This window comes from Micromonospora haikouensis (assembly GCF_000876225.1).
Lineage (GTDB): Bacteria > Actinomycetota > Actinomycetes > Mycobacteriales > Micromonosporaceae > Micromonospora > Micromonospora haikouensis.
In genome coordinates this window covers 300632-326100 of the sequence record NZ_JXSX01000001.1, presented here as the reverse complement: position 1 = coordinate 326100, position 25469 = coordinate 300632, and the positions used below count along the sequence as shown (strand labels likewise).

General features: G+C 73.0%; 21 protein-coding genes. 11 read left to right on the top strand and 10 right to left on the bottom strand.

What is annotated here, in order from left to right; genetic code table 11:
• Positions 1-63 precede the first annotated feature (63 nt).
• Together TK50_RS01430 and TK50_RS31935 are read left to right on the top strand one after the other, a co-directional pair.
• Entirely contained in the window at positions 64-2961 is a 2898-nt protein-coding gene (locus tag TK50_RS01430) for a transglycosylase domain-containing protein (RefSeq protein ID WP_043960970.1), read from the top strand.
• Between the two features lie 179 nt (positions 2962-3140).
• On the top strand, positions 3141-3662 hold the full coding sequence (locus TK50_RS31935) for a DUF2690 domain-containing protein (RefSeq protein ID WP_158499144.1): 522 nt from the start codon (positions 3141-3143) through the stop codon (positions 3660-3662).
• 65 nt (positions 3663-3727) lie between these two features.
• Here TK50_RS31935 and TK50_RS01420 read toward each other — a convergent pair whose 3' ends face one another.
• The gene (locus tag TK50_RS01420; RefSeq protein ID WP_082106116.1) at positions 3728-4558 is read right to left on the bottom strand and encodes an AfsR/SARP family transcriptional regulator; all 831 of its coding nucleotides are present in this window, start codon (positions 4556-4558) and stop codon (positions 3728-3730) included.
• A 214-nt stretch (positions 4559-4772) separates the two neighbouring features.
• A complete protein-coding gene (locus tag TK50_RS31930) occupies positions 4773-5219 on the bottom strand; it encodes a DUF2690 domain-containing protein (protein WP_158499143.1) in 447 nt (148 codons plus the stop codon).
• A gap of 265 nt (positions 5220-5484) precedes the next feature.
• Between TK50_RS31930 and TK50_RS01410 the strand changes: the two genes are divergently transcribed.
• Positions 5485-6999 carry a glycosyltransferase family 87 protein gene (locus TK50_RS01410; RefSeq protein WP_043960968.1) on the top strand — a complete coding sequence of 505 codons (1515 nt, stop codon included), beginning with the start codon at positions 5485-5487 and terminating at the stop codon, positions 6997-6999.
• A 75-nt stretch (positions 7000-7074) separates the two neighbouring features.
• Here the strand turns inward: TK50_RS01410 and TK50_RS01405 are convergent, their stop codons facing one another.
• Together TK50_RS01405 and TK50_RS01400 are read right to left on the bottom strand one after the other, a co-directional pair.
• On the bottom strand, positions 7075-9192 hold the full coding sequence (locus tag TK50_RS01405; RefSeq protein ID WP_043960967.1) for a collagen-like domain-containing protein: 2118 nt from the start codon (positions 9190-9192) through the stop codon (positions 7075-7077).
• Positions 9189-9980 carry a deoxyribonuclease IV gene (locus TK50_RS01400; RefSeq protein WP_043960966.1) on the bottom strand — a complete coding sequence of 264 codons (792 nt, stop codon included), beginning with the start codon at positions 9978-9980 and terminating at the stop codon, positions 9189-9191. Before TK50_RS01400 ends, TK50_RS01405 begins: the two co-directional genes overlap by 4 nt.
• Positions 9981-10565: 585 nt before the next feature.
• Between TK50_RS01400 and rpsF the strand changes: the two genes are divergently transcribed.
• The 4 genes from rpsF to rplI all read left to right on the top strand — a co-directional run bounded on the left by rpsF (position 10566) and on the right by rplI (position 12208).
• Complete coding sequence (gene rpsF, locus TK50_RS01395; RefSeq protein ID WP_043960965.1) at positions 10566-10856, top strand: 30S ribosomal protein S6; 291 nt, start codon at positions 10566-10568, stop codon at positions 10854-10856.
• A 79-nt stretch (positions 10857-10935) separates the two neighbouring features.
• Positions 10936-11466, top strand: coding sequence for a single-stranded DNA-binding protein (locus TK50_RS01390; RefSeq protein ID WP_176734099.1), 531 nt, complete (start codon positions 10936-10938; stop codon positions 11464-11466).
• Positions 11467-11507: 41 nt separating this feature from the next.
• Entirely contained in the window at positions 11508-11747 is a 240-nt protein-coding gene (rpsR, locus tag TK50_RS01385) for a 30S ribosomal protein S18 (RefSeq protein ID WP_007073789.1), read from the top strand.
• Positions 11748-11761: 14 nt separating this feature from the next.
• On the top strand, positions 11762-12208 hold the full coding sequence (rplI, locus tag TK50_RS01380) for a 50S ribosomal protein L9 (protein WP_007073788.1): 447 nt from the start codon (positions 11762-11764) through the stop codon (positions 12206-12208).
• Between the two features lie 184 nt (positions 12209-12392).
• Here rplI and TK50_RS34305 read toward each other — a convergent pair whose 3' ends face one another.
• Positions 12393-14126, bottom strand: a complete 1734-nt coding sequence (locus TK50_RS34305; protein WP_043960961.1) for a hypothetical protein — start codon at positions 14124-14126, stop codon at positions 12393-12395.
• A gap of 400 nt (positions 14127-14526) precedes the next feature.
• Between TK50_RS34305 and dnaB the strand changes: the two genes are divergently transcribed.
• A complete protein-coding gene (dnaB, locus tag TK50_RS01370) occupies positions 14527-16746 on the top strand; it encodes a replicative DNA helicase (protein ID WP_043960959.1) in 2220 nt (739 codons plus the stop codon).
• Positions 16747-16803: 57 nt separating this feature from the next.
• Here dnaB and TK50_RS01365 read toward each other — a convergent pair whose 3' ends face one another.
• From TK50_RS01365 to TK50_RS01345, 5 genes are all read right to left on the bottom strand, one after another.
• Positions 16804-17523 (bottom strand): maleylpyruvate isomerase N-terminal domain-containing protein, encoded by a 720-nt coding sequence (locus TK50_RS01365; RefSeq protein WP_043960958.1) that lies wholly within the window; start codon positions 17521-17523, stop codon positions 16804-16806.
• Between the two features lie 91 nt (positions 17524-17614).
• A complete protein-coding gene (locus TK50_RS01360) occupies positions 17615-18010 on the bottom strand; it encodes a TFIIB-type zinc ribbon-containing protein (protein ID WP_043960956.1) in 396 nt (131 codons plus the stop codon).
• Between the two features lie 22 nt (positions 18011-18032).
• Positions 18033-18668: a phosphoribosyltransferase gene (locus TK50_RS01355; RefSeq protein WP_043960954.1), complete on the bottom strand. Its 636-nt coding sequence runs from the start codon at positions 18666-18668 to the stop codon at positions 18033-18035.
• A 58-nt stretch (positions 18669-18726) separates the two neighbouring features.
• Positions 18727-20055, bottom strand: a complete 1329-nt coding sequence (locus tag TK50_RS01350; RefSeq protein WP_043960952.1) for a glycosyltransferase 87 family protein — start codon at positions 20053-20055, stop codon at positions 18727-18729.
• Positions 20052-22574: a putative bifunctional diguanylate cyclase/phosphodiesterase gene (locus TK50_RS01345; RefSeq protein ID WP_043960951.1), complete on the bottom strand. Its 2523-nt coding sequence runs from the start codon at positions 22572-22574 to the stop codon at positions 20052-20054. Before TK50_RS01345 ends, TK50_RS01350 begins: the two co-directional genes overlap by 4 nt.
• A gap of 598 nt (positions 22575-23172) precedes the next feature.
• Between TK50_RS01345 and moaC the strand changes: the two genes are divergently transcribed.
• The 3 genes from moaC to TK50_RS01330 all read left to right on the top strand — a co-directional run bounded on the left by moaC (position 23173) and on the right by TK50_RS01330 (position 25462).
• The gene (gene moaC / locus TK50_RS01340) at positions 23173-23664 is read left to right on the top strand and encodes a cyclic pyranopterin monophosphate synthase MoaC (RefSeq protein WP_043960949.1); all 492 of its coding nucleotides are present in this window, start codon (positions 23173-23175) and stop codon (positions 23662-23664) included.
• Entirely contained in the window at positions 23661-24131 is a 471-nt protein-coding gene (locus TK50_RS01335) for a MogA/MoaB family molybdenum cofactor biosynthesis protein (protein ID WP_043963628.1), read from the top strand. Before moaC ends, TK50_RS01335 begins: the two co-directional genes overlap by 4 nt.
• Positions 24132-24199: 68 nt before the next feature.
• Positions 24200-25462, top strand: coding sequence for a molybdopterin molybdotransferase MoeA (locus TK50_RS01330; protein WP_043960948.1), 1263 nt, complete (start codon positions 24200-24202; stop codon positions 25460-25462).
• The last annotated feature ends 7 nt before the right edge of the window (positions 25463-25469 follow it).

The following is a 25469-nucleotide window of genomic DNA, read 5'->3' as shown; positions in this document are numbered from 1 at the left end:
TCAGCTCACGGCAAACCGGTGGCGGCGCGATCGCGTCCCACCGCGACCGGCAGGGTGTGAGGAATGAACTCGTACGGCGATCCCAGCTCCTCGCGCGGGCGGGCCCAGATACCGGGCGCCCACGGCGACCCGGGTGCGGGCCCGGCCGACGCGTACCGTCGCGGCGACGACGCCCGCGGCAGCTGGTCAGAGGGTACGGCACAGCCGGGCCGCGCCTCCGTGCCGCCCCGCGGCCAGGCTGCGGGTGGCCGCGCCTCGGTGGGTGGTTCGGCGGCGGTTCCGCCGCGCGTCGGTTCGGCGGCGGTGCCGCCGCGTGCCGGCTCCGCAGCGGTGCCGCCGCGCGGCGGAACCGCCGCCGGCTCCGCCTCGGTGGGCTCCGCCTCGGTCGGGCGCGCGGGGGCCGGCCGGGCCTCGGTGCCCGTCTCCCCGGCGCCAGCTGCCGGGCGAGCCGGTGCGGGCCGGGCGTCTGTGCCGGTGTCCCCGGCGCCCGGTGGGCGGGCCAGCGTCGGCGCGGCGGCCGTCGGCGGGCTCGCCGGGCGGGCCTCCGTCGGTCGGGCCGGGGTGGCTTCCGTCCCTGGTGGTCCCGGCGGGCCTGGTGGTCCTGGTGGTCCCGGCGGGCCGGTGGGCCCGGCCGGCGGGCGGAGCGGCCGGGGCGCCCGCGACCCGGGTGCGAGCGCGCGGGCGAAGAAGCGGCGGCGGATCAACATGATGATCGCCGGCTTCGCGGTCTTCATCATGCTCGCCGGCATCGGCGTCGTCAGCTTCACCTACTACTCGACGACCGTGGTGTTGCCCGCGCAGGTTCCCCTGCCGCTCTCCACGACGGTGTACGCGAAGGACAACAAGACGGTCCTGGCCAAGCTCGGCAGCGAGAACCGTCAGCTGGTCAAGATCACCGAGATCCCGGAGCACGTGCAGCACGCGGTGGCCGCGGCCGAGGACCGCAACTTCTACCGGCACTCCGGCGTCGACTACAAGGGCATCGCCCGCGCGGCCTGGAACAACCTCTCCGGCGGCGACAAGCAGGGCGCCTCGACGATCACCCAGCAGTACGCCCGTAACGCCTACGAGAACCTGAAGGACGACTCGTACGCCCGGAAGGTCAAGGAGGCGATCCTCGCCTCCAAGCTGAACGACAAGTACAGCAAGCCCGAGATCATGGAGCACTACCTCAACGTGATCTACTTCGGGCGCGGCGCGTACGGCATCGAGGCCGCGGCTCAGACCTACTTCGGCGTGCACACCAAGCAGCTCACCGTGGCCCAGGCGGCGGTGCTCGCCGGGCTGATCAAGCAGCCGGTCGCGAGCGACACCCACCAGGGATACGACCCGGCGGTCAACCCGGTCGACGCCAAGTCGCGCTGGACCTACGTGCTCGACGGCATGGCGGCCGAGGGCTGGATCGACGCGCCGAACACGCCGAAGCGGCCCACCGACGCCGAGTACCCGAAGACGCTCAGCCCCAAGAAGGCCGGCTCGGCGGCGTTCGGTGTGGCGAGCCCGCGCGGCAACGTGATCAACTACGTGCGGCAGGAGATGGACCAGTGGGGCATCTGCTCCGACAGCGGGGCGGCGGGCAAGATCAGCTGCGTTGACGCGCTGCGCGACGGCGGCTACCGCATCCAGACCACGATCGACCCGAAGCTCCAGACCGCTGCCGAGAACACCGCGATGCGGGCCAAGAAGAACTCGGAGCTCAACGACCAGCCCAAGAACCTGATGGCGGCGGTCGTCTCGATCGAGCCGAACTCCGGCCGGGTGCTCGCCTACTACGGCGGCGACAGCGGCGCGGACTTCGACTACGCGGGCAAGAACACCGACAAGAACGGCGATCTCGTCGGCGGGCACCAGCCCGGTTCGTCGTTCAAGGTCTACACGCTGGCCGCGGCGGTGAACGCCGGCATCTCGGTGAAGTCGCACTGGGATGCCACCCCGTTCAAGCCCGAGGGCTTCGATTCGCCGGTACAGAACGCCAACCGGGACGTGAGCCGGACCTGCGGCAAGTGGTGCACGCTGGAGTTCTCCACCATCCAGTCGTACAACGTGCCCTTCTTCCACGTCACCGAGAAGATCAAGCCGTCCGCCGTGCTGGACATGGCCAAGCAGGCCGGCGTGTCCACGATCTGGACCGTCGACCCGCCGAAGGCGTACGACCTCAACAAGAACGACCCGAAGGATCTCGCCCCCAGCAAGTTCGACCGCGTCATCGGCTACGGCCAGTACCCGGTCACGGTGCTCGACCACGCCAACGGACTGGCCACGCTCGCGAACGACGGCAAGTACAACAAGGCCCACTTCGTGATCAAGGTCGAGAAGCAGAACGTCGACACGGGCAAGTGGGAGATGGTCGCGAGCGAGAAGCTGAAGCCGCAGCAGCGGATCCGCGCCGACGTCGCGAAGGAGGTCACCGGCGTCCTCAAGCAGATCCCCGGCCCCAACAACCGGTCCCTGGACGGCGGTCGGGAGGCCGCAGCCAAGACCGGTACCTGGGAGTACGACAGCAGGCACAACGCGCACGCCTGGATGGTCGGGTACACCCCCCAGCTCGCCACCGCCGTCTGGGTGGGCAGCCGAGACCCGAAGAAGCCGCAGATCATCGACAAGGACGGCAACGACATCGGTGGCTCGAAGCTGCCCGGCGCCATCTGGCAGCGCTACATGAACGCGGCACTGAACGGCAAGGACAAGGAGAGCCTGCCGGCGGCCACCGGGATGGGTGACCAGGATGCCGGCAACGGCACCGAGCCGCCCCCGCCGCCGCCGACCACCCCCGAAGTGCCGAACTGCAACCCGCTGGACATCTTCTGCCAGAACCCCACCAACCCCGGCCCCGGTGGCCCCAACAATCCTGGTGGCCCCGAGTCCCCGACCCCGCCGGGTGGTGACCCGACCGATCCACGACCAGGCGGAGGCAACGGGGGAGGCATTCTGCCGACGCTCGCACCCCGCGCGCGGGAGTAGCTGAGCGGTCACCACATCACGAACGGCGGTCGGACTTCACGTCCGGCCGCCGTTCGCGCCTCCGCTGCCCTTCGACCGGGACCGGTGACGAAACGATGAACCGGCGGTGAGTGCCTGGGAGAACCTTTCGGCAGCTGATGTCTTGGAGGTGCACCTTGCTCGGAAGAAGAACTGCTCAGGTGGGCGCTGTGCTGGCGCTCTGTCTTTCCACGGGACTGCTCGCGCCATCGGTGGCGAGTGCCGCGCCGTCCGCGCCGCACGGCGTGACCCCGGCGTCCGCCGTCGTCACCCCCGAGAACCTCGACCCGGAAGAGGGGACGATGATCTCGGATGCGGAGCTGCTGGCGACCGGGTGCGGCGCCACGTGCGACGGCAAGAACCCCGCGAGCTACAAGATCTACTCCAGTGGCTGTAGCACGTGCTACCACTACTGCGCTGACGATGCCGTGACCGCCAAGTCCAACACCGACGGCATCAACCTCGAGCTCCGGTACAGCCCGAGGTGCCGGACCGCCTGGGCCCGGGTCAGCTCGGACTTCTACTACCCGACGGTCAAGAGCTACTACACCAGCGGCGCGGTCCGGACCTCCTACAGCGGATTCGCCGGCGCCTACTACACGCCCATGGTCAACGACGCGGGCCTGCTCGCCCGGGCCGAGGCGTCGGCCGGCCCCACCACTTGGTGGACGGACAAGTACTGAGGCGACAGGTGACCCTGGTGGGGCGGCGGCCCGGAGGAACGACCGGGCCGCCGCCCCACTTTCGCTCAGGCCGTCGGGACGGCGGGAAGAGACGAACGGCGTACCCGCATCGTTCCCGGCGAGGCTCGGCGAACGGCCCCGGGCACCTGCGCGGGCTCGTCCACGTCCGGTGTCCTCCCGAGGTGACGCTGGAGGCTCTGGACGGCGGCGCAGGCGTCGATGCCGAGTTCCCGGGTGAGCCGGGCACTGAGCTGCTGCAGGACGTGCAGGGCCTCGCCGGTACGTGATCTGGCGTGGAGCGCCTCGGCCAACCGGCAGTGCAGGCCCTCGTGGTACGGGTAGCGCTGGACCCAGTGGTGTAGGTCGATCAGGATGCTGTTGTGCCGATGTCGACTGAACTCGACGTCGACCAGGCTTTCGACGGCGTTCAGTCGGGCTTCCTCCCACCCGATCGCGTCTCCGCGTAACGTCAGCGAGTCGATGTCCTGGAAGGCGGAGCCCTGCCAGAGGTCGAGGCCGCTGTGGAGACGTTCGGCCGCGCGATCAAGTTCGCCGAGTCGTCGAGCCTGCTCAGCTTCGGCGCAGAGCCGACGGAACCTGAGCCCGTCGACCTGTTCCTCGCGGACCTCCAGCAGGTAGCCGCCTCCGGTGCTGCGGATCCCCTGGCCAGGCGTGCGCCCCAGCAGGGCGCGGAGTCGGCCGATCCTGTTCTGCACCTGCTGGCGCGCGGTCTCCGGGGGATGATCCCAGGCGACGTCGATCAACCGGTCGATGGAGACCGTCCGGTTGGCGTCCAGCAGGAGAGCCGCGAGGAGGCTTCTGTTGCGTGGCCCCGAACACGACAGTGTCGATGATCCTGATTTGATTGTTAATGGACCAAGGAATGCGAATTTCAATTCATGCCCCCGTGCAGTATTGATGCGACCCTAGTCCAAGGTCACGCCAAGCATAGCCATTACTCGATGCTCGTCAAGCGACTTCGCAGCGTGGTCGGGCCGTGGGGGCGCGGCTGAGGCCGGCCAGGTGGCGGTGGGCCGGGCGCAGGCCGTCTGTCCCCGGCGGGCCGGACGCCCCGACGGCAACACGCCGTCGGGGCGCCCGCTGGGCAGCTCAGTATTTGCTGGTGCAATACATGATGGTCTTCTTGTCGTTCGCCTGATCAAGCTCGGAGTTGTACTGGTAGAAGCAGGCGCGGGCGAGCAGGCCCTTGTCGTTCGCCATGCTGGACCACGTTCCGGCGTACCCGGGGATGTCGTCGTACGTCGCGCGCAGGCGTCCGTCGGTGTAGTAGCTCTGGACCAGAACCCCGCTCATGTAGCCGATGCTTCCCGTCTGTCGGGCCCACGCGGTCCGGCACCAGGGGCTGTACCGAAGCTCGGCGTAGGTGGTCGAGGCCGCCGTGATCGCATCCTGGTAACAACTGCCGCTCCCAGTTCCCACGACCGCCGTGTAGGTCTGCGGGTCCTTGTTGTCGCAGGGGCTGCCACACCCCACGGTGGCTGCGGAAGCGCTGGCGGGAGCGAGGAGCACCGCGGCGACGGAGGCCGCGGCGGCCATGATGGCACCCGGCCTCGCCAGACGGTGGTGACTCGGCCCGTCGAATCCGGCTCGGGAGCGCAGGCCGCGGTTGAGGAACGGCATCGGCATGGTCCAATCACTTGAGCTGAATAATGGGCAGATCATGCAGGCAGGGGCCACCGTTCGATCATCGAACCGACACAGGCGGGGTCAGGCGGCCCGCCGGGCTCCAGTCGATCGGCAACCTGCGGTCTAACGCCCGAAGCTCTCGTCCAGAACGCACTTGTGCGGCAGGATGCCATTCATGAGCATCCAGCCGACGGCCGGCACAGACGACGCTGGCACTGGTGACCACCCGTCCCGGTCGGACGGGTTCGTCCGTGGCGCATCCGAGCTGATCGGTGGCCCGCTGGGCGACCACGCGGTGGCGCTGGACCGGCCCGCCGACCGGGAGAGCCGGTTCTGGACGGCCGCCCGGATCGTGCTGGCCCTGGCCTGCCTGACCCTCGCCCTGCACTGGGTGCAGAAGTCCCCCTGCCAGGACGGCGCGTGGCAGAACAACATCCAGTACACGCGGATGTGCTACACCGACGTGCTGGCGCTCTACTACGCCGAGGGGCTCAACGAGGGCAAGGTGCCCTACCGGGACCACCCCGTCGAATACCCGGTGTTGACCGGTTACTTCATGGGTGCCCTCGGGCTGCCGGTGCACGCCCTCGGCGTCGACAACCCGGAGATCAACCAGGGGCAGTGGGCGTACAACGCCAACGCCCTGGTGCTCAGCGCCCTCGCCGTGGCGACCGTCGCGGTCATCCTCGCCCTGCGCCGCCGACGACCCTGGGACGCCGCCCTCTTCGCGCTGGCCCCGGCCCTGTTCCTCACCGCCACCGTCAACTGGGACCTGCTCGCCGTCGGGCTGGCCGCGTTCGGCTTCCTCGCCTGGGCCCGCAGCCGGCCGGCACTGGCCGGGGTGCTGCTCGGCCTGGCCGGCGCGGCCAAGATGTGGCCGCTGTTCGTCCTCGGGCCGATCCTCGTGCTCGCGCTGCGCGCCAACCGGATCCGCGCCGGCCTCACCGCCGTCGGCACGGCGCTCGTCGCCCTCGTCGCGGTCAACCTGCCCGCGGCAGTGCCCTACCGCGACAACTGGGACCGCTTCTTCGAGCTGAACACCACCCGGCCCATCGACTGGGGCACGCTCTGGTACATCGGGCGCTACCTCGACGGCAAGGTCAACACCGGTGGCCCCGGCTCGATGGGGCCGTTCGAGTGGCTCAACGCCAACATCCCCACCCTGAACTGGCTCTCGTACGCCCTGTTCGGGCTGGCCTGCCTCGGCGTCGCGGTGCTGGCCCTGCGCGCGCCGAAGCGGCCCCGGCTGGCGCAGCTCGCCTTCCTCGTCGTCGCCGCGTTCCTCATCTTCAGCAAGGTCTGGTCGCAGCAGTTCGTCCTCTGGCTGCTGCCGCTGGTCGTCCTCGCCCGCCCCAAGTGGGGTGCCTTCATCGCCTGGCAGGTCGCCGAGATCGGCTACTTCGCCGCCTTCTACGGGGAGCTGCTCGGCTCGGCGACCAGCCGCCCGGTCTTCCCCGAGGGGGTATTCGTGCTGGCGGCGACGCTGCGGCTGGGCACCGTCGCGCTGCTCTGCGTGCTGGTCGTGAAGGAGATCCTGCACCCCGAGCGCGACGCGGTGCGGGACACCTACGCCGACGACCCCGACGGCGGGGTGCTCGACGGCGCGCCGGACGCGCCCTGGGTGGACCGGTGGCGACGGCGACCCGAGCCCAGCGAGCCCGCCGCCGTGCCCGCCCCGACGGCGGCCTGACGGCGCTCGGCACGGCCCGGGCTTCCGGCCCGGGCCGGCCGCGTCTCGGGCCCGGCGCGGCAGCCGGGCGCGCCGTCAGAAGCGGAAGACCACCGCGTTGTCGACCTGCTCGCGGGTGATGCCGAGCGCGTCGACCGGGGCGTCGATCGTGGTGGCCCACGGCGTGCCGGCGATCCGGTCGCGCAGCACCACCACGTTGCGCACGCCCAGGGCACGCAGGTAGGTCACGCTCGCCTGGTCCGGGAACGTCTCGGTCGCCTTCCGGATCTCGATCTGCCGCTGCGGGGTGAAGCCGCTGCCGCCGTTGACCACGTCCTGGAACCGACTGGTCGACCACAGCATCACCAGCTGGTCCGGGCCCTGGTCGCTGGGCAGCACGAGCAGCGGGCCGTCCACCGACCGCATCGCGGCGGGCTGGACCGGCACCACCGGATGCGGGGTGACGTTGAGGCCCTCGGCGATCACCAGCAGCAGCGGCAGCACGGTGGCCAGCCGCAGCCACGGGCCCGGCCACGGCGGGACCCGCTCGGCGGCCCACTCGCGCACCCGGATCGCGAAGGCGCTGACCGCCCCGGCGGCGAGCAGCCCGAGCAGCAGCGTCGTCCAGAGCATCATCCGCCCCGGCGTGCGCAGGCCGTTCCAGCCCGGCAGATACTCGAACAGCAGACCGTAGGTGAAGGTGCCGCCGAAGAACCGGGTGCCCATGGCCAGGACCGCCGTCACCACCACCCCGGCGAGCAGCAGCAGCCTGTGCCGCAGCCGCCACACCGAGAAGAACAGCCCGCCCGCCGCCAGCGCGTAGAGCACGAAGCCGGGCAGCAGGGTCATCTCCGGGGAGTTCCAGGGCAGCCCGGCGCGCGCCCCTTCGTGCAGCGTGCCCCAGACGCGGGACTCGGCCGGTGCGGTGAAGAAGCCCGCAAGCGGCGGCGAGTAGATGCCGACGTCGTCGAGGGTGCGGGCCGCGTTCGGGTGCAGCTCGGCGACCTTGAAGTAGGGGACGGCCAGCAGGGCGCCCACCCCCGCGAAGAGCAGCGCGCCGACGACGTCGGCGACGAGCAGCCGCACCCCGAACGGCCGCCGCACCGACCGGCGCCGGACGAACCAGGTCACGGTGGCGACGAGCGTCACCACCGCCAGCACGTACGCGAACGGCAGCCCGATGCCGAAGCCCAGGCTCAGCTGCCAGGCGGCCACCACCCACCCGGCGTACGCCCACCCGGCGTGCCGCCGCTCGGGGCGGTAGCCGTGGCGCAGCGACCAGCCGTGCCCGCGGGCCAGCATGGCCAGCGCCAGCGGGATGCCGCCGTTGGAGATGATGTGCAGGTGCCCCGCCTGGGCGAGCAGCCAGGGGGCGTACGCGTAGCCGACCCCGGCCACCGCAGCGCCCGCTCGCCCCGCCCCGAGCTGCCGCGCCAGCGCGTACGCCCCGAGCGTGGCGAGCGCGTGGGCCAGCACGAACATGATGTTGTAGCGGAGCAGGGCCGCCTCGGGGCCGGTGCCGATCATGCCGGCCGGCGCGTACCCGAGGAGGGTGTCGGAGAAGGCGAAGCTCCACGGCTCCGGGAAGAACGTGTTGGAGTGCCACAGCTGCGCGGGGTTGGTCTTCAGGATGTGCCCCGACCAGGCCATCTGCCAGGTCTGGAGGCTCGGGTCCCAGTAGTCCTGCGGAAGCGTGTGGCGCGGGTAGCGCAGCGTCGGCCAGGTGAGCGCGACGGCCAGCGCCAGCGAGCCCAGCACGGCCAGGGTCCACTCGTGGACGCCGAAACGGCCGACCGCGCGCAGCCCGCGCCGCAGTCGACCCGGCACCGGCTCCGGGGCGGGGGCGAACGCCTCCCAGCGGTCCGGCTTCCCGCCCTCCTTGCCGCTGCTGTCGTCCTTCGTGCCGTCGCCGTCCCTGGAACCGCCGGCGTCGGTGTCGCCGCCCTTCGCGCTGCTGGCGTCCTCGGTGCCGCCGTCCTTTCTGGGCTCGCCGTCCTTCCCGGACTCGCCGTTCTTTCGGGCGTCCTGGTCGCCGGAGGTGGTGGCCTTCCCGGCGGTCTCGCCGACGGCCGGCTCGGTCCCGGCTGTCCCGCCCGCGGCCGGCTCCGTGCCGGTGGCGTCCGGCCCGGCCGCGTCCGCCGCGGGGGCGCCGGCCGTGGTCGGCTTCGTCGCGGCGGTGGCCTCGTCCGTGGCGCCGGACTGCTCGGTCGTCATGCGGCCGGGCTCCCCACGGCGAGTCGGTCGCGTAGGAAGGTGATGTCCGCACCCTGGCCGTCCACGCCGCCGGGGGTCTCCACGATCGCCGGGGCGCCCGCCGCGCGGATCACGGCCACCACCAGCTCCGGGTCGATGGTGCCGCCGTCGAGGTTGTCGTGCCTGTCCCGCCCCGAACCGAACGTGTCCTTCGAGTTGTTGGCGTGCACCAGGTCGATCCGCCCGGTGATCGCCTTCACGCGGTCGACCAGGTCGAGCAGCTCCTCACCCCCGGCGTGCGCGTGACAGGTGTCGAGGCAGAAGCCCACCTCGTAGTCGCCGAGCGCGTCCCAGAGCCGGGCCAGCGCGTCGAGGCGTCGGGCGCAGGCGTTGTCCCCACCTGCGGTGTTCTCGATCAGCACCGGCAGGGCGAAGCCCCCGGCGTCCGCCGCGTACGCGAAGGTCTTGCGCCAGTTGTCGAACCCGACCGCCAGGTCGTCGCCCGCGTTGACGTGCCCGCCGTGCACGATCAGGCCCTTCGCGCCGATCTCCGCCGCCGCCGTGGCGTGGCCGAGCAGCAGCTTCCGGCTCGGGATGCGGATCCGGTTGTTCAGCGTCGCCACGTTGATGACGTACGGCGCATGGACGTAGAGGTCGACCTCGGCGGCGCGCAACCGGTCGGCGTCCTCCCTGGGTTTCGGGGCCTTCCAGCCCTGCGGATCGGAGAGGAAGAACTGCACGGCGTCGGCGGCTCGGGCGGTGGCCTCGGACAGCGGGTCGGCGGAATCGACGTGGGCTCCGATACGCATGCAGGCGAGCCTACGTCGAGGCACCGACGTGCGGGGCGACGGAGCGGCCGGGTCGCGGTGTCGGTCGGGTCGCGGTGTCGGTCGGCGGGTCGACCGGTCGTCACCCGGCCGGCCCGCCGGTCGTTGGTCCGGGTGGGATCGACGGCGGGCCTTCTGCCGATCATCGGGCAAAAGTGCTGATTCTCTCCACACGTGACGAAATCGTTGTACGGTCGGATAACAACACAAGAAGCTCCGCGGGGCGTTTCGGTCCAACCTCATCGGTGTGGTCGTTCCTCCCCAGGTCCCACCCAAGGAATGCGGACGGGACGCCCCGCGGCCTCGTGACCGGGGGCCGGGTTCGACGCGCGTCGTCGGCCCGGCCCCCGGTTCCCGTACGCGCGCCCCTGCCCGCCGCCGGGTCGCGTCCCGGCGGCGGCGCGGGAACCGCCGACGTCGACCTGCCCGGGCATGATCGTCCGGGCCGGGTATCCTGGTCCGGTTGTCCGCGTCCGGCCGGGTTCCCCCGGTCCGGAGCGGTCACGACGCCAGACCTCCTGCCACGGAAGGACCGTGGCCGCCTAGCCCACAGGAGGTGAGCACGTCTTGCGTCATTACGAGATCATGGTGATCCTCGACCCCAGCCTCGAGGAGCGCACCGTCGCCCCGTCGCTCGACACGTACCTGAACGTGATCCGGACCGCGGGTGGCTCGGTCGAGAAGACCGACGTATGGGGCCGCCGGCGCCTCGCGTACGAGATCAACAAGAAGGCCGAGGGCATCTACGCTGTCGTCGACCTGCAGGCCACGCCTGCGGCGGTGGCCGAGCTGGATCGTCAGCTGCGGCTCAACGAGTCCGTGCTGCGCACCAAGGTCATCCGGCCGGAGACGCGCTAACAGTCCACCCGGTTCACCACCCGGATCAGCCTCATCGAGGTTGTCGTAGGGCCCTGAGAGCCTGTACGGCGAACGATGAGTGCGCGAGGAGATGGTCATGGCAGGAGACACCACCATCACGGTCATCGGCAATCTGACCGATGACCCCGAGTTGCGTTTCACCCCTTCGGGGGCCGCGGTCGCCAAGTTCCGGGTCGCCTCGACGCCCCGGTTCATGGACAAGGCGTCCGGCGAGTGGAAGGACGGCGAGCCGCTGTTCCTCGCGTGCACGGTCTGGCGGCAGGCCGCCGAGCACGTCGCCGAGTCGCTGCAGCGCGGTGCCCGGGTGATCGTGTCGGGCCGGCTGCGTCAGCGGTCCTACGAGACCCGCGAGGGTGAGAAGCGCACCGTCATCGAGCTGGAGGTCGACGAGATCGGCCCGTCCCTGCGCTACGCCACGGCGAAGGTGCAGAAGATGTCCCGCTCCGGTGGCGGCGGCTTCGGCGGTGGCGGTGGTGGCAACCAGGGCGGCGGCGGAGGCAACTTCGACGACCCCTGGGCCTCGGCTGCGCCGGCTCCCTCGCGCGGTGGTTCGGGTGGCGGCAACTTCGACGAGGAGCCTCCGTTCTAATGGCGCCGAGCGCCCGCGATCGCAAACCAGGAGCCCGAGCAATGGCCAAGGCCGCTGCACTTCGCAAACCAAAGAAGAAGGTGAACCCGCTCGACAAGGACGGGATCACGTACATCGATTACAAGGACACCGCGCTGCTGCGCAAGTTCATCTCCGACCGCGGCAAGATCCGCGCTCGGCGGGTGACCGGCGTGACCTCGCAGCAGCAGCGGCAGATCGCCCGCGCGGTCAAGAACGCCCGCGAGATGGCGCTCCTGCCGTACACGGCCACGGCCCGCTGAGAGGAGGCACCGATATGAAGATCATCCTGACTCAGGAGGTGTCCGGCCTCGGTGCCCCGGGCGACATCGTCGAGGTCAAGAACGGCTACGGCCGTAACTACCTGCTCCCGCAGGGCTTCGCGATCGCCTGGACCAAGGGCGCGGAGAAGCAGGTCACGGTCATCAAGCGGGCCCGCTCGGCCCGCGAGATCCGCGACCTCGGCCACGCCAACGAGGTCAAGGCCCAGCTCGAGGGCCTCAAGGTCAGCCTGAAGGCCCGCGCCGGCGACGGCGGGCGGCTCTTCGGCTCGGTCACCCCGGCCGAGATCGTCGATGCCGTCAAGGCGGCCGGCGGCCCGGCCCTCGACCGTCGACGGCTGGAGACGCCCGGCCACATCAAGTCGCTCGGCGCGTACCCGGTCAGCATCAGGCTGCACCCCGAGGTGACCGCCAAGTTCGACCTGAACGTCGTCCAGGGCTGACACCCGACAGCACCACGCGAAGGGCCCGCACCGGATCGCCGGTGCGGGCCCTTCCGCTTCGACGGGTGGACGATCCCGCTCGGCCGGCGGCGCAGGCAGACGATCCGCTCAACCGTGGAAGGCGCGAGCAGACGGACGGCCCGCTCTGCGGCGGAGTGTCGCCGAGGGCCGCGTGCGGCCTCGGTCAGCCGATGGGCTGGCCGGTCACCGCGCTGATCATCACCGTCGACAGCCCGCCGCCGACGACGGCTGCCGCCAGCGCCACCGTCGCCGACCGCCACGTCGTGCCGACCCGCCGCAGCAGCAGCGCGACCAGGAGGCTGCTGGCCAGCGCCAGGCCGAACCGGGGTGCCCCGTTCACCAGCGAGCCGATGGCGTGCGACCGTGGCGAGTCGCAGCCGCCACCGCTGATGTCCGTCACGCAGCCGGCCGGTGCCTGCCCGTCCAGCGTCAGCAGCCAGACGAAGACCAGCACCGCCGGCAGCAGATAGCACGCCGCCGTGTAGACCAACGGCCGGAACGGCCCGCCCGGATCCGGGTCGAGCAGGTCGTCTTCGAGACGACGGTTCCAGGACCTGGCGGGTGTCGACTCTGCCCGCCGACGGGACGGCACGTCCGCCGTCCGCGCGCCGACCGGCTCGCCCCTCCGCCGGGCCGGCTCCGCCCGGCGCCGTGGCGCCGACCGCGGCCGGGGGGCGGTGTACGGCACCACCGGTGACCGCGGCGCGGACGCCGGCGCGTCCATCCACCGGGGATCGTCGCCCGCGAGCCGGGTGCCCGACCAGAACCCCTCCACGTGCTCCGGCCAGGACCATCCCTCGATCGAGCCGTCCCCGGACCGGGGCTCCACCGACCGATCCCACCGTTGCCCGTCGTCGACCCGGCCCCACTGCCCCGTCTCGGTGGTCGACCGTTCCCGCCGCCCGGTCTCCCCGGCCCGGTCCCAGCGGCCGATCTCCCCGGTCTGGTCCCACCGGCCGACGTCCCCGGTCTCCTCCCACCGGCCGATCTCCCCGGTGCGGTCCCACCGCCCGATGTCGCCGATCTCGCCGGTCTGGTCCCAGCGGGCCGCGCCGTCGGGTGACTCCCACCGGCTCTCGACCGCCGACCGGTCCCACGCGTGCACGCCGGAGGCGTCCCACGGGTCCACCGCCGGCTGGTAGGAGGGCGTCTCGCTGCTGGTCTCCGGCGCGTCCGCGGAGCCCCGCTCCCACGGGTCCACGGCCGGTCGTGCGGACCAGGTGTCCGCGCCCGCCCGGCGGCTGCGGCGGGTCCGCCGCCCCCCACCCTCCGTCGCGTCCGCGCCGGTCGCGGTGCCCACGTCCTCCAGGCCCGACCAGACCACCTGGGGGCGGCGCGACGACGACCGGCGGGGGCGGGCCGCCCGCGCCGCGCCGGACACCGGATCGTCCTCGTCGGCCCGCCTGCTGCCCACGTAACCCTCGTCGCGGGAAGGCTCGTCGCGCCAGCCACCGGGCCGCTCGGGCTCCGGGGCCGCGCCGATCGCGGGCACGTCCCGCCATCCGCCGGGCCGCTCCCGCTCGGGGGCCGCCTCGATCGCGGGCACGTCCCGCCAGGTCGTCTCGCTGACGCGCCGCCAACTGGTGGTCGTCTCGGTGGTGCGCCAGCCCGAGCCCGAGCGGGGCCGGACGTCGTCATCGTCGTCGTCGGGGGCCGCGTGTCGACCCCCGCCGTCGGCCCGCTCGACACCCGAGTCCAGCGCCCACCGCGGCAGGTAGGTCTCGACCGGCTCCTGCTGACCACGGCGCGCGGCCCGGCGGCGGCTCGGGGTGCGGTAGCGCTCGACGGCCGAGCTGGGCGGGTCGACCGGAGGCTGGTCGCCGGAGGCGTCCCACGGGAGGCTTGCCTGCCACTCGCGCGGGCTGCCCTCCCCGCGTCCCCAGTCCCGGTGTCTCACGGCCGGAGCGTGACCCTTCTGAACCGAAAGTGCAATCCGCTGTCCAGGTGTAGCCGTTTGCAGGAGATAGTACGGGACGAAGCGCCGGGGAAGCTCACCAGAAATTTCTCCTCCACAGGGTGGGGACGGTGTTTGCGCAGGTCACGGCGTTTCGGGCCAGAATTCCCCAACACTTATCCACAACCTGTGCACACCCTGCGCACATGTTGTCCACCGGCGTCCACAGGTTGTCCCAAGGCTCGTCCACCGGCCTGGTTGAGTCGCTGACCTCGGGTTCCGTATGGTTGCCTCTCGACCGACGGTGCGATGACCCCCCGATCGACCCGACCGGTCCGATCGGACGTCGTCGTGCCCGGCGGCGGAGCGGTAGTCCATGCCGACGCAGCGGAGGGGGGATCCCGTGTCGGTCACCGACGACATGCGGACGGAACCACGGGGCGGCGGCCAGCCACCGGCACCCGCGCAGCGGGACGGCCAGTTCGAGAAGACCCCACCCCAGGACGTCGCCGCGGAGCAGTGCGTCCTCGGCGGCATGCTGCTGTCCAAGGACGCCATCGCCGACGTCGTCGAGATCCTGAAGTCCACCGACTTCTACCGACCGGTGCACGCCACGATCTTCGACGCCATCCTCGACATCTACGGCCGGGGCGAGCCCGCCGACGCGATCACGGTGGCCGCCGCCCTGGCCGACTCGGGCGACCTCGCCCGCATCGGCGGCGCGCCCTACCTGCACACCCTCATCGCGACCGTCCCCACCGCCGCCAACGCCGCCTACTACGCCCGCATCGTCGGGGAGCGGGCCGTGCTCCGCCGCCTCGTCGAGGCCGGCACCAAGATCGTGCAGCTCGGGTACGGCACCGGCAACAACGGCAGCCGCGACGTCGACGACATCGTCGACCTCGCGCAGCAGGCGGTCTACGAGATCACCGAGCGCCGGGTCAGCGAGGACTTCGCCATCCTCGCGGACATGCTCCAGCCGACCCTCGACGAGATCGAGGCGGTGGGCGCCCAGGGCGGCGTCATGACCGGCGTGCCGACCGGCTTCACCGACCTCGACCGGCTGCTCAACGGCCTGCACCCCGGTCAGCTGATCATCGTGGCCGGCCGACCCGGTCTGGGCAAGGCGCTCGCGCTCGACACCCCGCTGCCCACCCCCGACGGCTGGACCACGATGGGCGAGGTGGCGGTCGGTGACCGGCTCCTCGCCGCGGACGGCACACCGACCACCGTCACGGCCGCCTTCGAGGTGCGGCACGACCGCCCCTGCTACGAGGTCGAGTTCTCCGACGGCTCGGTCGTCGTGGCCGACGCCGAGCACCTGTGGCGGACCACCGCCGCCCAGGACGCGGTGACGACCGCCCGGATCGCCGCCACGCTGCACACCGACGCGGCGGGCCGGCAACCCCGCCACGCCGTCGGGAACTGCGCGCCGCTGCGGCTGCCCGAGCGGGATCTCGCCGTCGCGCCGTACACCCTCGGGGTGGGCGTCGGCGAGGGCAGCGCCGAGCCGCACCTCCCGCCGGAGTACCTCCGCGCGTCGGAGGACCAGCGCCGGGAACTGCTCGCGGGCCTGATGGACGCCGCCGGGACGGTGCGCCCCGACGGGACCCTCCGGTACGTTTCGACCTCCCGCCGGTTGGCCGGCTGCGTCCGGGAACTCGTGGTCGGCCTCGGCTACCAGTGCACCATCGACGAGCAGCCGGCACGGGAGGGCTCGCCCGCCGCGTACACCGTGGACTTCTCGACGCCCGACACCGTCTTCCGCCTGGCGGACAGGCGGGCGGCGCACGCCGCGCGGCAGCGGACGGCCCCGGACGCCCGCGCCCGGTTCATCGTCGACGTCCGGCCGGTGCCGAGCGTCCCGGTCCGCTGCGTGACGGTGGACAACCCGGACCACCTCTACCTGGCCGGCCGGTCCATGATCCCGACGCACAACAGCACCGCGAGCATGGACTTCGCCCGGAACGCGGCCATCCGGGCCAATCAGGCGTCGGCGATCTTCTCGCTCGAAATGAGCAAGGTCGAGATCGTCATGCGACTGCTCTCGGCGGAGGCCCGCGTCCCGCTGCACGTGCTGCGCAGCGGCCAGCTCTCCGACGACGACTGGACCAAGCTGGCCCGTTGCATGGGTGAGATCAGCGAGGCGCCGCTCTTCGTCGACGACACGCCGAGCATGAACCTGATGGAGATCCGGGCGAAGGCGCGTCGGCTCAAGCAGAAGCACGACCTGAAGCTGATCGTCGTCGACTATCTCCAGCTCATGACGTCGCCGAAGCGCACCGAGAGCCGACAGCAGGAGGTCGCGGACCTGTCCCGTGGCCTCAAGCTGCTTGCCAAGGAGGTCGAGTGCCCGGTGATCGCGGTGAGTCAGCTGAACCGTGGCCCGGAGCAGCGTACGGACAAGCGACCGCAGTTGTCCGATTTGCGAGAATCCGGCTCGATTGAGCAGGATGCTGACGTAGTAATTCTTTTGCACCGAGATGACTATTACGACAAGGAGTCGCCGCGCGCCGGGGAGGCGGACTTCATCGTCGCCAAGCACCGAAACGGGCCGACCGATTCGATCACCGTGGCCGCGCAGCTCCACCTGTCCCGTTTCGTCGACATGGCGATCGTCTGAGCCGGCGCGGCACCCTCCGGCCTGGCCGCTTCCCAGTGACCCGGCCGCCCAGTCGGTTCAGCCGATCAGCGGGAACCAGCCGGCGGCCTCGCCCAACTCCCACCGGTCCCGGTCGGTCAGCGGCACCCGGCCGGCAGCCTTGAGCAGGAAGTCCCGGTCGTCCCAGCCGACGGGCCGGACGGCGTCGTCGCTGAGCAGCCCGCAGAGGCTCGCCACCGCGACCCGGACGGGCAACGCGGCCGGTGGCGGGGCGTCGGGCAGGTCGACGATCAGGTCGAGGTGGTGCACGACCGCCTCGGTGGTGAGGGTGGCCAGCAGGTCCGGCACCCGCAGCACGTGGCCCTGCGTGGTGACGAAGCCGGCCGGGTCGGCCGCGGCGGCGGCGCGCACGGCGGCGGGGGCCGTGTCGGCCCAGACCCGGACCACCCCGCTCGGGCGCTCGAACGCGGCTGCCGAGCGCCGGACCCACGAGGCGTGCCGGCCACCGCTGCCGGCCTCGTCGCGGGCCGCCCGCCGCCCGGTCCCGGTGCCGTCGGCCGGGGCGGTGAAGGCCCGCCAGTAGGAGACGTCGTCGCAGTCGGCCGGCCCGTCGGCGGGGCTGGCGAGCGCCACCAGTGCCCGCTGCGCGTCACAGAGCACGTGGAACAGCAGGTCGGCGACGAGCCAGCCCCGGCACCGGGTGGGCCGTTGCAGGCCGGCGTCGTCGAGCGGGGCCACGACGTCGGTGATCCCCGCGTACGCCTGCGCCAGCGCCTCGGGCTGCGAAACGGCCGTCATGGACGCAGCCTCGCACGCCGGGCGTCTCCTGGCATGTCGGCGACGTGGGGCGGTCACCAGGACCGGATCTGCCCCACGTCGCCTGAAGGGGTCAGTCGAAGAGTTCGCCGAGGAAGCCGTGGTGCTTCTTGCGGCGGTAGTGGCCGTGGTAGCCGTAGTGCGGCTGGGCGTGCCCGCCGTACGCGGGGGCGGGCGGCGGGTAGCCGTGCGTCGGGGGCGGCGGCGGGGGCGGGGGCACCGCGCCGTAGCCCGGCTGGGGGGCGGGAGGTGGAGGCGGCGGGTATGCGCCGGGCGCCTGCGCCGGCCGGGCCTGGTTCGGGGCGCCCGCCGACTGCTGCCGGTTCCAGTTCGCCTCGGCCTCGAACAGCTTCTCCAGTTCGCCGCGGTCGAGGAAGATCCCCCGACATTCGCCGCACTGGTCGATGACGACTCCGCTGCGCTCGTACTGGCGCATGTCTCCGTGACACTTGGGACAGGTGAGCTGCATTACCCGAAGGTACCCCGTCAAGTCACCCGATCGCCGCGAGCGCGTTGGTCACCTCGTCGTCGGACACCTCGTGGAAGTCGAAGTAGTAGGCGCCGACCGCGCCGAAGTCGGCGGGCCGCTCGGCGCAGACGACCTCGTCGGCCTCGGCGGCGAGCATCTCGTACGCCTGCTGCGAGCCGACGGGCACCGCGACGACCACCCGGCGGGCGCCGAGGTGCCGGGCCACCTGGACGGCGGCGCGGGCGGTCGCCCCGGTGGCCAGGCCGTCGTCGACGACGACGGCGGTGCGGCCGGTCAGGTCGAGCGGGGGTCGCCCGGCCCGGTAGCGCTGCTCGCGGCGTTCCAGTTCCGCCTGCTCACGGCGCTGCACGTCGGCGACCTCCCCGGCGTCGAGCCGGGCGGCCACCGTCTCGTTGAGCACCCGCACGCCGTTGGGGCCGAGCGCGCCGAAGGCGACCTCGGGGGCCAGGGGCAGGCCGAGCTTGCGGACCACCAGCACGTCGAGGGGGACGCCGAGCCGCTCGGCGACCACCCGGGCCACGGGCACGCCGCCCCGGACGAGCCCGAGCACGGTGACGTCGGAGTGCCCGACGAGGCCGGCGAGCCGGTCGGCGAGGACCCGGCCGGCGTCTTCCCGGTCGTGGAAGGTCGTCGTCATACCTCAGGTGTACGCCGTGCCGGTCGACCGCGCCGGCCGTCGGGGCGAAGCCCCCCGGTCAGGGGGCGGCGGGGCCCGGCGCGGGGCGGGCCAGGGCGGCTGCCCAGGCGAGCAGGGCCACCGGGTAGAGCAGGTAGCCGAAGCGGGTGGTGGGCATCAGCAGGATCGCCGCGAGCAGCCCGTACCCGCAGATCAGGGCGGCGGCGGCGGCCGTGCGGGGCGGGCGGTGCAGGAGCCGGACGGCGATCGCGGCCCCGGCGGCGACGAGCAGCGCGGCGGCGACGACCCGGCCGGCGGGCAGGGCGGTCGCGATGAGGTGACCGGGGAACGGGGACTGTGCCGGGCTGGTCACCAGGCCGTGCCCGAGCGGGAAGCGCAGCACGTTCTCGACCAGCGCGTCGCGGTCGACGAGCAGGGCGGGGAGCAGGGCGAGCGCCGGCACGCCGAGCGCGCCGGCGGCGAGCCGCCCGGCGCAGCGGTGGGTGGCCGCCCAGGCGATCAGCACGAGGGCGACCGGCCAGGCGAAGAGCTTCAACGCGCCCGCCACGCCGATCGCGAGGCCGGCGCGGCCCGGCCGGCCGCTGGCGGCGAGGGCGAGGGCCAGCAGGCAGGCGGCGAGCACCGGCAGGTCGTCGCCGCCGGTGGCGAGGGTGAGGGCGCAGACCGGCAGCACGGTCGCCGCCTGGATCCCGCGCAGCACGGCCGCCGCCCGGTCGCCGTCGCCGGCCGGGTCGCCGGCGGCGGCCGAGGCGCCGAGGGTGGCCGGGGCCCCGGTGCGCAGGGCGGCCACCGCCAGGGCGAGGAGCAGCGCGGTGGCGACGGCGAACCAGACCCGGGCGTCCGTCCACCAGCCGTCCGCGACGGCGCGCGGCAGGCCGAACAGGGCCATGCCCGGCTGGTACGGGGTGTAGCCGAGCAGCCGCTCGTCGGCGGGGAGCGCGGCGATCGCGTCGTGCCCGAGGTAGGGCGTGCCGGTCTCGACGAGGCGGTTGCCGCTGTGCTCGACGACGACCACCTCCTCCTGCGCCCGGTCGGTGCGGCCGGCGGCCCGCTGCGCGCTCTGCACCAGCAGCGGCAGCAGCGTGGTGCTGGCCCAGGCCAGCCCGGTGACCGCCCAGCGGGCCGGCAGGGCGGCGAGCGGCGTGCCGGCGTCCCGGCGGCGGGCGGCGAGTTGACCGGCGACGGCGAGCGCGGCGAGCAGGTAGCCGAACGCGGCGACGGTGCCCCAGGCGCGGTGCGGCGGGAGGGTGGAGGTGCCGGCGGTGACCGCCGCGAACGCCGCGGAGGCACCGTAGAGGCCGAGGTCGAGGGCGAGGCCGCCGGCGGCCCGGTCGATCCTGCGCCACAGTGCGGGGGCGCGGGTGGCCCGGTCGGCGGCGGCGGTCACGCGGGCAAGTGTGGCAGACGCTCTCCCCGGCTGCGGCCACCCTGCCGCCGCCCGGCGGGGAGCCGGACCACGGTGCCCGCGTCGTGCAGCGGCGGGGCGAGGGTGCCGGTGCGACCGCCGAAGCCGCGGTGCAGGGTGGACAGGAGCGTGCCGGCCGGCACCGGCCGGCCGAAGAGGTGGCCCTGCCCGGCGGTGCAGCCCAGCTCCCAGAGGGCACGGCGCTGCGGTTCGCTCTCCACCCCCTCGGCGACGACGGTGAGCCCGAGGCTGCGGCCGAGGTCGAGGGTGGACCGGATGACGGCGGCGGCCTCGGCCGACCCCTCCATGGCCGACACGAAGCTGCGGTCGATCTTGAGCTCGTGGACGGGGATGCGGGAGAGCAGGGACAGCGACGAGTAGCCGGTGCCGAAGTCGTCCAGGGCCAGCCGGACGCCCTCGTCGCGCAGCCGGCTGAGCACCCGGTCGACCACGTCGAGCTGGCTGAGGGTCAGCGTCTCGGTCAGCTCCAGGACCAGCCGGTCCGGCGGCAGGTCGTGGGCGCGCAGCCGGGCCAGCACGGAGCCGGGGAAGCGGGCGTCGAGCAGGCTGCGCGGCGACACGTTGACCGCCACGGGCAGGTCGAAGCCGGCGTCGCGCCAACTGTTGGCGGCGATGAGCGCCTGGTCGAGGATCGCCTCGGCGAACGCGGGGAGCAGGCCGGAGCGCTCGACGGCCTCCAGGAAACGCAGCGGGTCGATGATGCCGTGCACCGGGTGGTGCCAGCGGGCCAGCGCCTCCGCGCTGGTCACCTCGCCGGTGCCGAGGTCGACGATGGGCTGGAAGTTGACGGTGAACTCCTGGTCGGCGACCGCCCGGGGCAGCTCACCGCCGAGGGTGAGCCGGCCGAGGTCGGCGGTGTCCCGGGCCGGGGCGTAGGTGGCGATCCGCTGGCCGGCGCGCTTCGCCTGGTACATCGCGACGTCGGCGCGGCGCAGCAGCTCGGGCATTCCGCCGCTGGCCGGCGCGATCGCGATGCCGCCGCTGGCCTCCACGCTGATCCGCATGCCGTCGACGTCGAGGGGCTCGTGCAGCGCGGCGAGCAGGGCCTCGGTGCGGTGCGCGGCCACCGCCGGGGCGGGCAGGCCACGCAGGAGCACGGCGAACTCGTCGCCGCCGAGGCGGGACACCAGGTCGTCGCCCTGGGCGGCGCCGCGCAGCCGGTCGGCGACCTGCAGGAGCACCTGGTCGCCGGCAGCGTGGCCGAGGGTGTCGTTGACCTCCTTGAAGTGGTTGAGGTCGATCAGCACGAGCGCGGTCACCCCGTCGGCGTGCCGGGCGTTGAGCTGTTCACTGCCCTGGTCCAGCAGGTGCCGCCGGTTGGCCAGGCCGGTGAGGGTGTCGTGGGTCGCCGCGTACGCGTGCTCGTCGGCGACGCGGGCCAGCTCGGCGTACGCCTGGGCGTTGCGGACGGCGGTGCACAGCGCCGAGGTGAAGGTGCGCAGGGTGTACTGCTCGCGTTCGGAGAACTGGACGGGGCCGTGGAACCGCAGGCGGAGCGTGCCGACGTCGACGGTGCGGTCGTGCCCCTCCAGGCGGGCGGAGATCACCGACCCGTGCGCCGTGCCGCCGGGGCCGGTCGGCCCGTCGTAGGTGAGGGTGCCGGCGGAGCCGCGGACCGTCCGGCCCGTCCCGCGCAGGGAGATCTCCACCTCGTCGGCGGAGAACAACTCGGCGGCCTGGGTGACGGCGGTGGTGAGAACCTTGTCGAGGTCGACGACGTTGAGCGCGTCGGTGGTGCGGGCCAGGCGCTGCCACGCCTGCTGCTCGGTGCGGGTGCGGACCCGGTTGCTGTAGAGCAGGTGCAGGCTCAGCACCAGGGGCGGGACGGCGAGCAGGAGGCGGCTGTCGGCCCGGAGGATGAAGACGGTGCCGATGATCACCAGGAGCCGGGCGGCGGCGGTGGCGGCCCGCAGGCCCCAGTCCTCCCGGAACAGGTCCCGCAGTCGCTCGCCGGTCGCCATCGCGATGACCGGGAGGGTGACCAGCTCGTCGAGGACCACGGCCGCCAGGTAGGCGACGGAGAGCGGCAGGACGAGATGGACGATCAGGTCGTCACCGGTGCGCCAGCCGGCGGCGTGCAGGGTCGCCCCCGCGACGGCGGCGACCAGCGTGTTCTTGCCGATGCCGAACAGCGTCTTGAGCGTGGTCTTACGGTGCAGCCAGGTGGTGATCGCGATGCCGAGGCTGGTGGCCAGGACCACCATGGGGGTGGGGGCGACGGCCAGGCCGATGAGGATGGCGGTCTCGGTCCAGGCGATGTCGTGGTTGGTGGCTCTGATCCGGACCCGGACCTTCACCGTGACCCCGATGGCGACCAGCGAGACGAGCGCCGCCCAGAGTGCCAGGTTGCCGGGGTCGTTCCCGGCCAGGAGCTGGTCGGTGGAGACGACGAGGGCGGCGGACGCACAAACGACGACGAGACCGACTAGCGACTGGAGTCGCCGATCGGTCTCGGTCCGTCGATTCGTCGGAGCGGCCACCCATCGTCCTCGCGTTGTCACCGATGGCTATGCGTTCCTCAGGGTACTGGCCATTGTCCGCTCCGAGAAGTGCTCTCAACTCCACTCGTGCGACTTCATCACAGCCCCCAGCCTTTCTGCCGTTCCTGTCTGACGGAGGAAAGCTTAAGGCCGGTCCCGTCCAATTCTGTACTGATAAATGTCGGTATGCGCAATATAAGCCAACCCGGGGATGATTTGTCACGTTGTGTTTACGGAACCTGTGCGGAGCGCTCTACAGGGAATTGCGTCGCGCTTGTCGTTTCTGTGTCGCGCGGCTACGTGGTCGGCAAAGAGTACGGCTCGTCCCCGTACCCAGTCTGGCGAGGTCCGCCTCTCGGTTCATCCGCGCTTCGGGTGTTTCTTTCCCGCTCGCCCCGGAAGTGGCGGTGTCTCCCGTCGCAGCGTGACGCACCGGGACGGACCGACTCCCGGCAGTCGCACCGAATGACCCCCGGCGGGGAAACGCCGTCTCGTCGATGCAATTCCTTTGTCCGTCCGGACGCCCGTCCACGGGACCGCCCCGCGCCGGGGAAGGTGGGAACCGGGGCCGGGCGTACCGGAGGATAGGCTCGCGACCGTGACGGATCCCGCCCAGCTCACCCACGTCGACGCGGCGGGCGCGGCCCGCATGGTCGACGTCTCCGCCAAGGCGGTCTCCGGCCGGCTCGCGGTGGCCGCCGGCCGGCTGCGGACCACCGCCGAGGTGGTCGACCTGCTGCGCCGTGACGGGCTGCCCAAGGGCGACGCGCTCGCCGTCGGTCGGCTCGCCGGCATCATGGGGGCCAAGCGGACCCCGGACCTGATCCCGCTCTGCCACCCGATCGCGCTGCACGGCGTGACGGTCGACCTGGCGCTGACCGACGACACCGTCGAGATCACCGCCACGGCGCGGACCGCCGACCGCACGGGCGTGGAGATGGAGGCGCTGACCGCCGTCGCGGTCGCCGGCCTCGCCCTGGTCGACATGGTCAAGGCGGTCGACCCGGCGGCGTCGGTGGACGCGGTGCGGGTGCTCCGCAAGGAGGGCGGCAAGACGGGCCTGTGGCAGCGGCCGGCGGACCGGCCGTGATCCGCGCCCGGGTGGTGGTCGCCTCCAACCGCGCCTCGGCCGGGGTCTACGCCGACACCAGCGGCCCGCTGCTCGTCGCCGGCCTGCGCGAGCTGGGCTGCCAGGTCGACGACCCGGTGGTGGTGCCCGACGGCGAGCCGGTCGGCGCGGCGCTGCGGGCCGCCCTGGCCGACGGGGTCGACGTGGTGCTGACCAGCGGCGGCACCGGCATCACCCCGACCGACCGCACCCCCGACGTGACCCGCGCGCTGCTCGACCACGAGATCCCCGGCATCGCCGAGGCGATCCGGGCGCACAGCCGGGACCGGGTGCCGACGGCGGCGCTGTCCCGGGGCGTCGCCGGGGTCGTCGGCCGGATGCTGGTCGTCAACCTGCCCGGCTCCACCGGCGGCGCCCGCGACGGGCTCGCCGTCCTCGGCCCGATCCTCACCCACGCCGTCGACCAGCTCCGCGGCGGCGACCACTGAGCGACCGGCACCCGGGACGGCGCGCCACTGGCCGGGTGGGTCCCGCCGGCCGACGATAGGCTCGGCCGGTGAGCACGGAAACCGCGTCCGCCGCGGAACAGGTCGCCGTACCGCCGCCGGCCGGCTGGGAGGAGGCCCGCTCCCGGGTGTACGCCGTCGGCCTCGCCGCCGCGCTGCCCGCCGTCGGTCGGCCGCTCGCCGACACCGACGGGCACACCCTCGCCGAGCCGCTGACCACCCGCACCGACCTGCCCGCCTTCCCCACCTCCAGCGTGGACGGCTGGGCGGTGCGCGGGAACGGTCCGTGGCGGGTCGTCGGCCGGGTGCTGGCCGGTGGCAGCCCGGCGCCGCTGACCGACGACGGCACCACCGTCGAGATCGCCACCGGCGCGATGGTGCCCGAGGGGGTCACCGCGATCCTGCGGGTCGAGGAGTCCACCCGCACCGCCGACGGCCGGGTCGCCGGCACCCCCCGGCCGAGCCCGGAGTGGCGCGAGCCCGGCGAGGAGGCACGCGCCGGTGAGGAGCTGCTCCCGGCGGGCACCCCGGTCGACCCGGCGGTGATCGGCCTGGCCGCCTCCTGCGGCCACGACACGCTGCGGGTGCGCCGGTCGCCCCGCGCCGCGCTGCTGGTCTTCGGCGACGAGCTGTTGACGTCGGGGCCGCCGGCCGCCGGCCGGGTGCGAGACGCCCTCGGGCCGGCCGTGCCGGCGTGGCTGCGCCGGTACGGCTGCCAGGTGCGCCCGGCCGACGTCGTCGGCCCGGTGGCCGACACGCTGCCGGCGCACGTGGCGGCCCTGCGCGCGGCGCTGGCCACCGCCGACCTGGTCTGCACCACCGGCGGCACGATGCACGGCCCGGTCGACCACCTGCACCCCACCCTGGAGGCGCTCGGCGCGGACTACGTGGTCAACACGGTCGCGGTCCGCCCCGGGTTCCCCATGCTCCTGGCCCGGCTGGTCGACCCGGACGGCCGGGTCCGCTTCGTCGCCGGCCTGCCCGGCAACCCGCAGTCCGCTATCGTCGCGCTCGTCTCGCTGGTCGCGCCGCTGCTGGCGGGCCTGCAGGGCCGGCCGATGCCGGTGCTGCCGCACGCCACGCTGGCCGAGGCCGTGCCGGGGCGGGGCGACTACACCCACCTGGCCCTGGTCCGGCTGGACCGCGTCGCCGGCACCGCCCACCCGGTCCGGCACGTCGGGTCGGCCATGCTGCGCGGGCTGGCCGGCGCGGACGGCTTCGCGGTCATCCGCCCCGGCAGCACCGGCGAGCCGGGCGCGCGGGTGCCGGTCGTGCCGCTGCCGCTGCTGCCTGGGGAGCGGTCGTGTCCGTGAGAAGGGG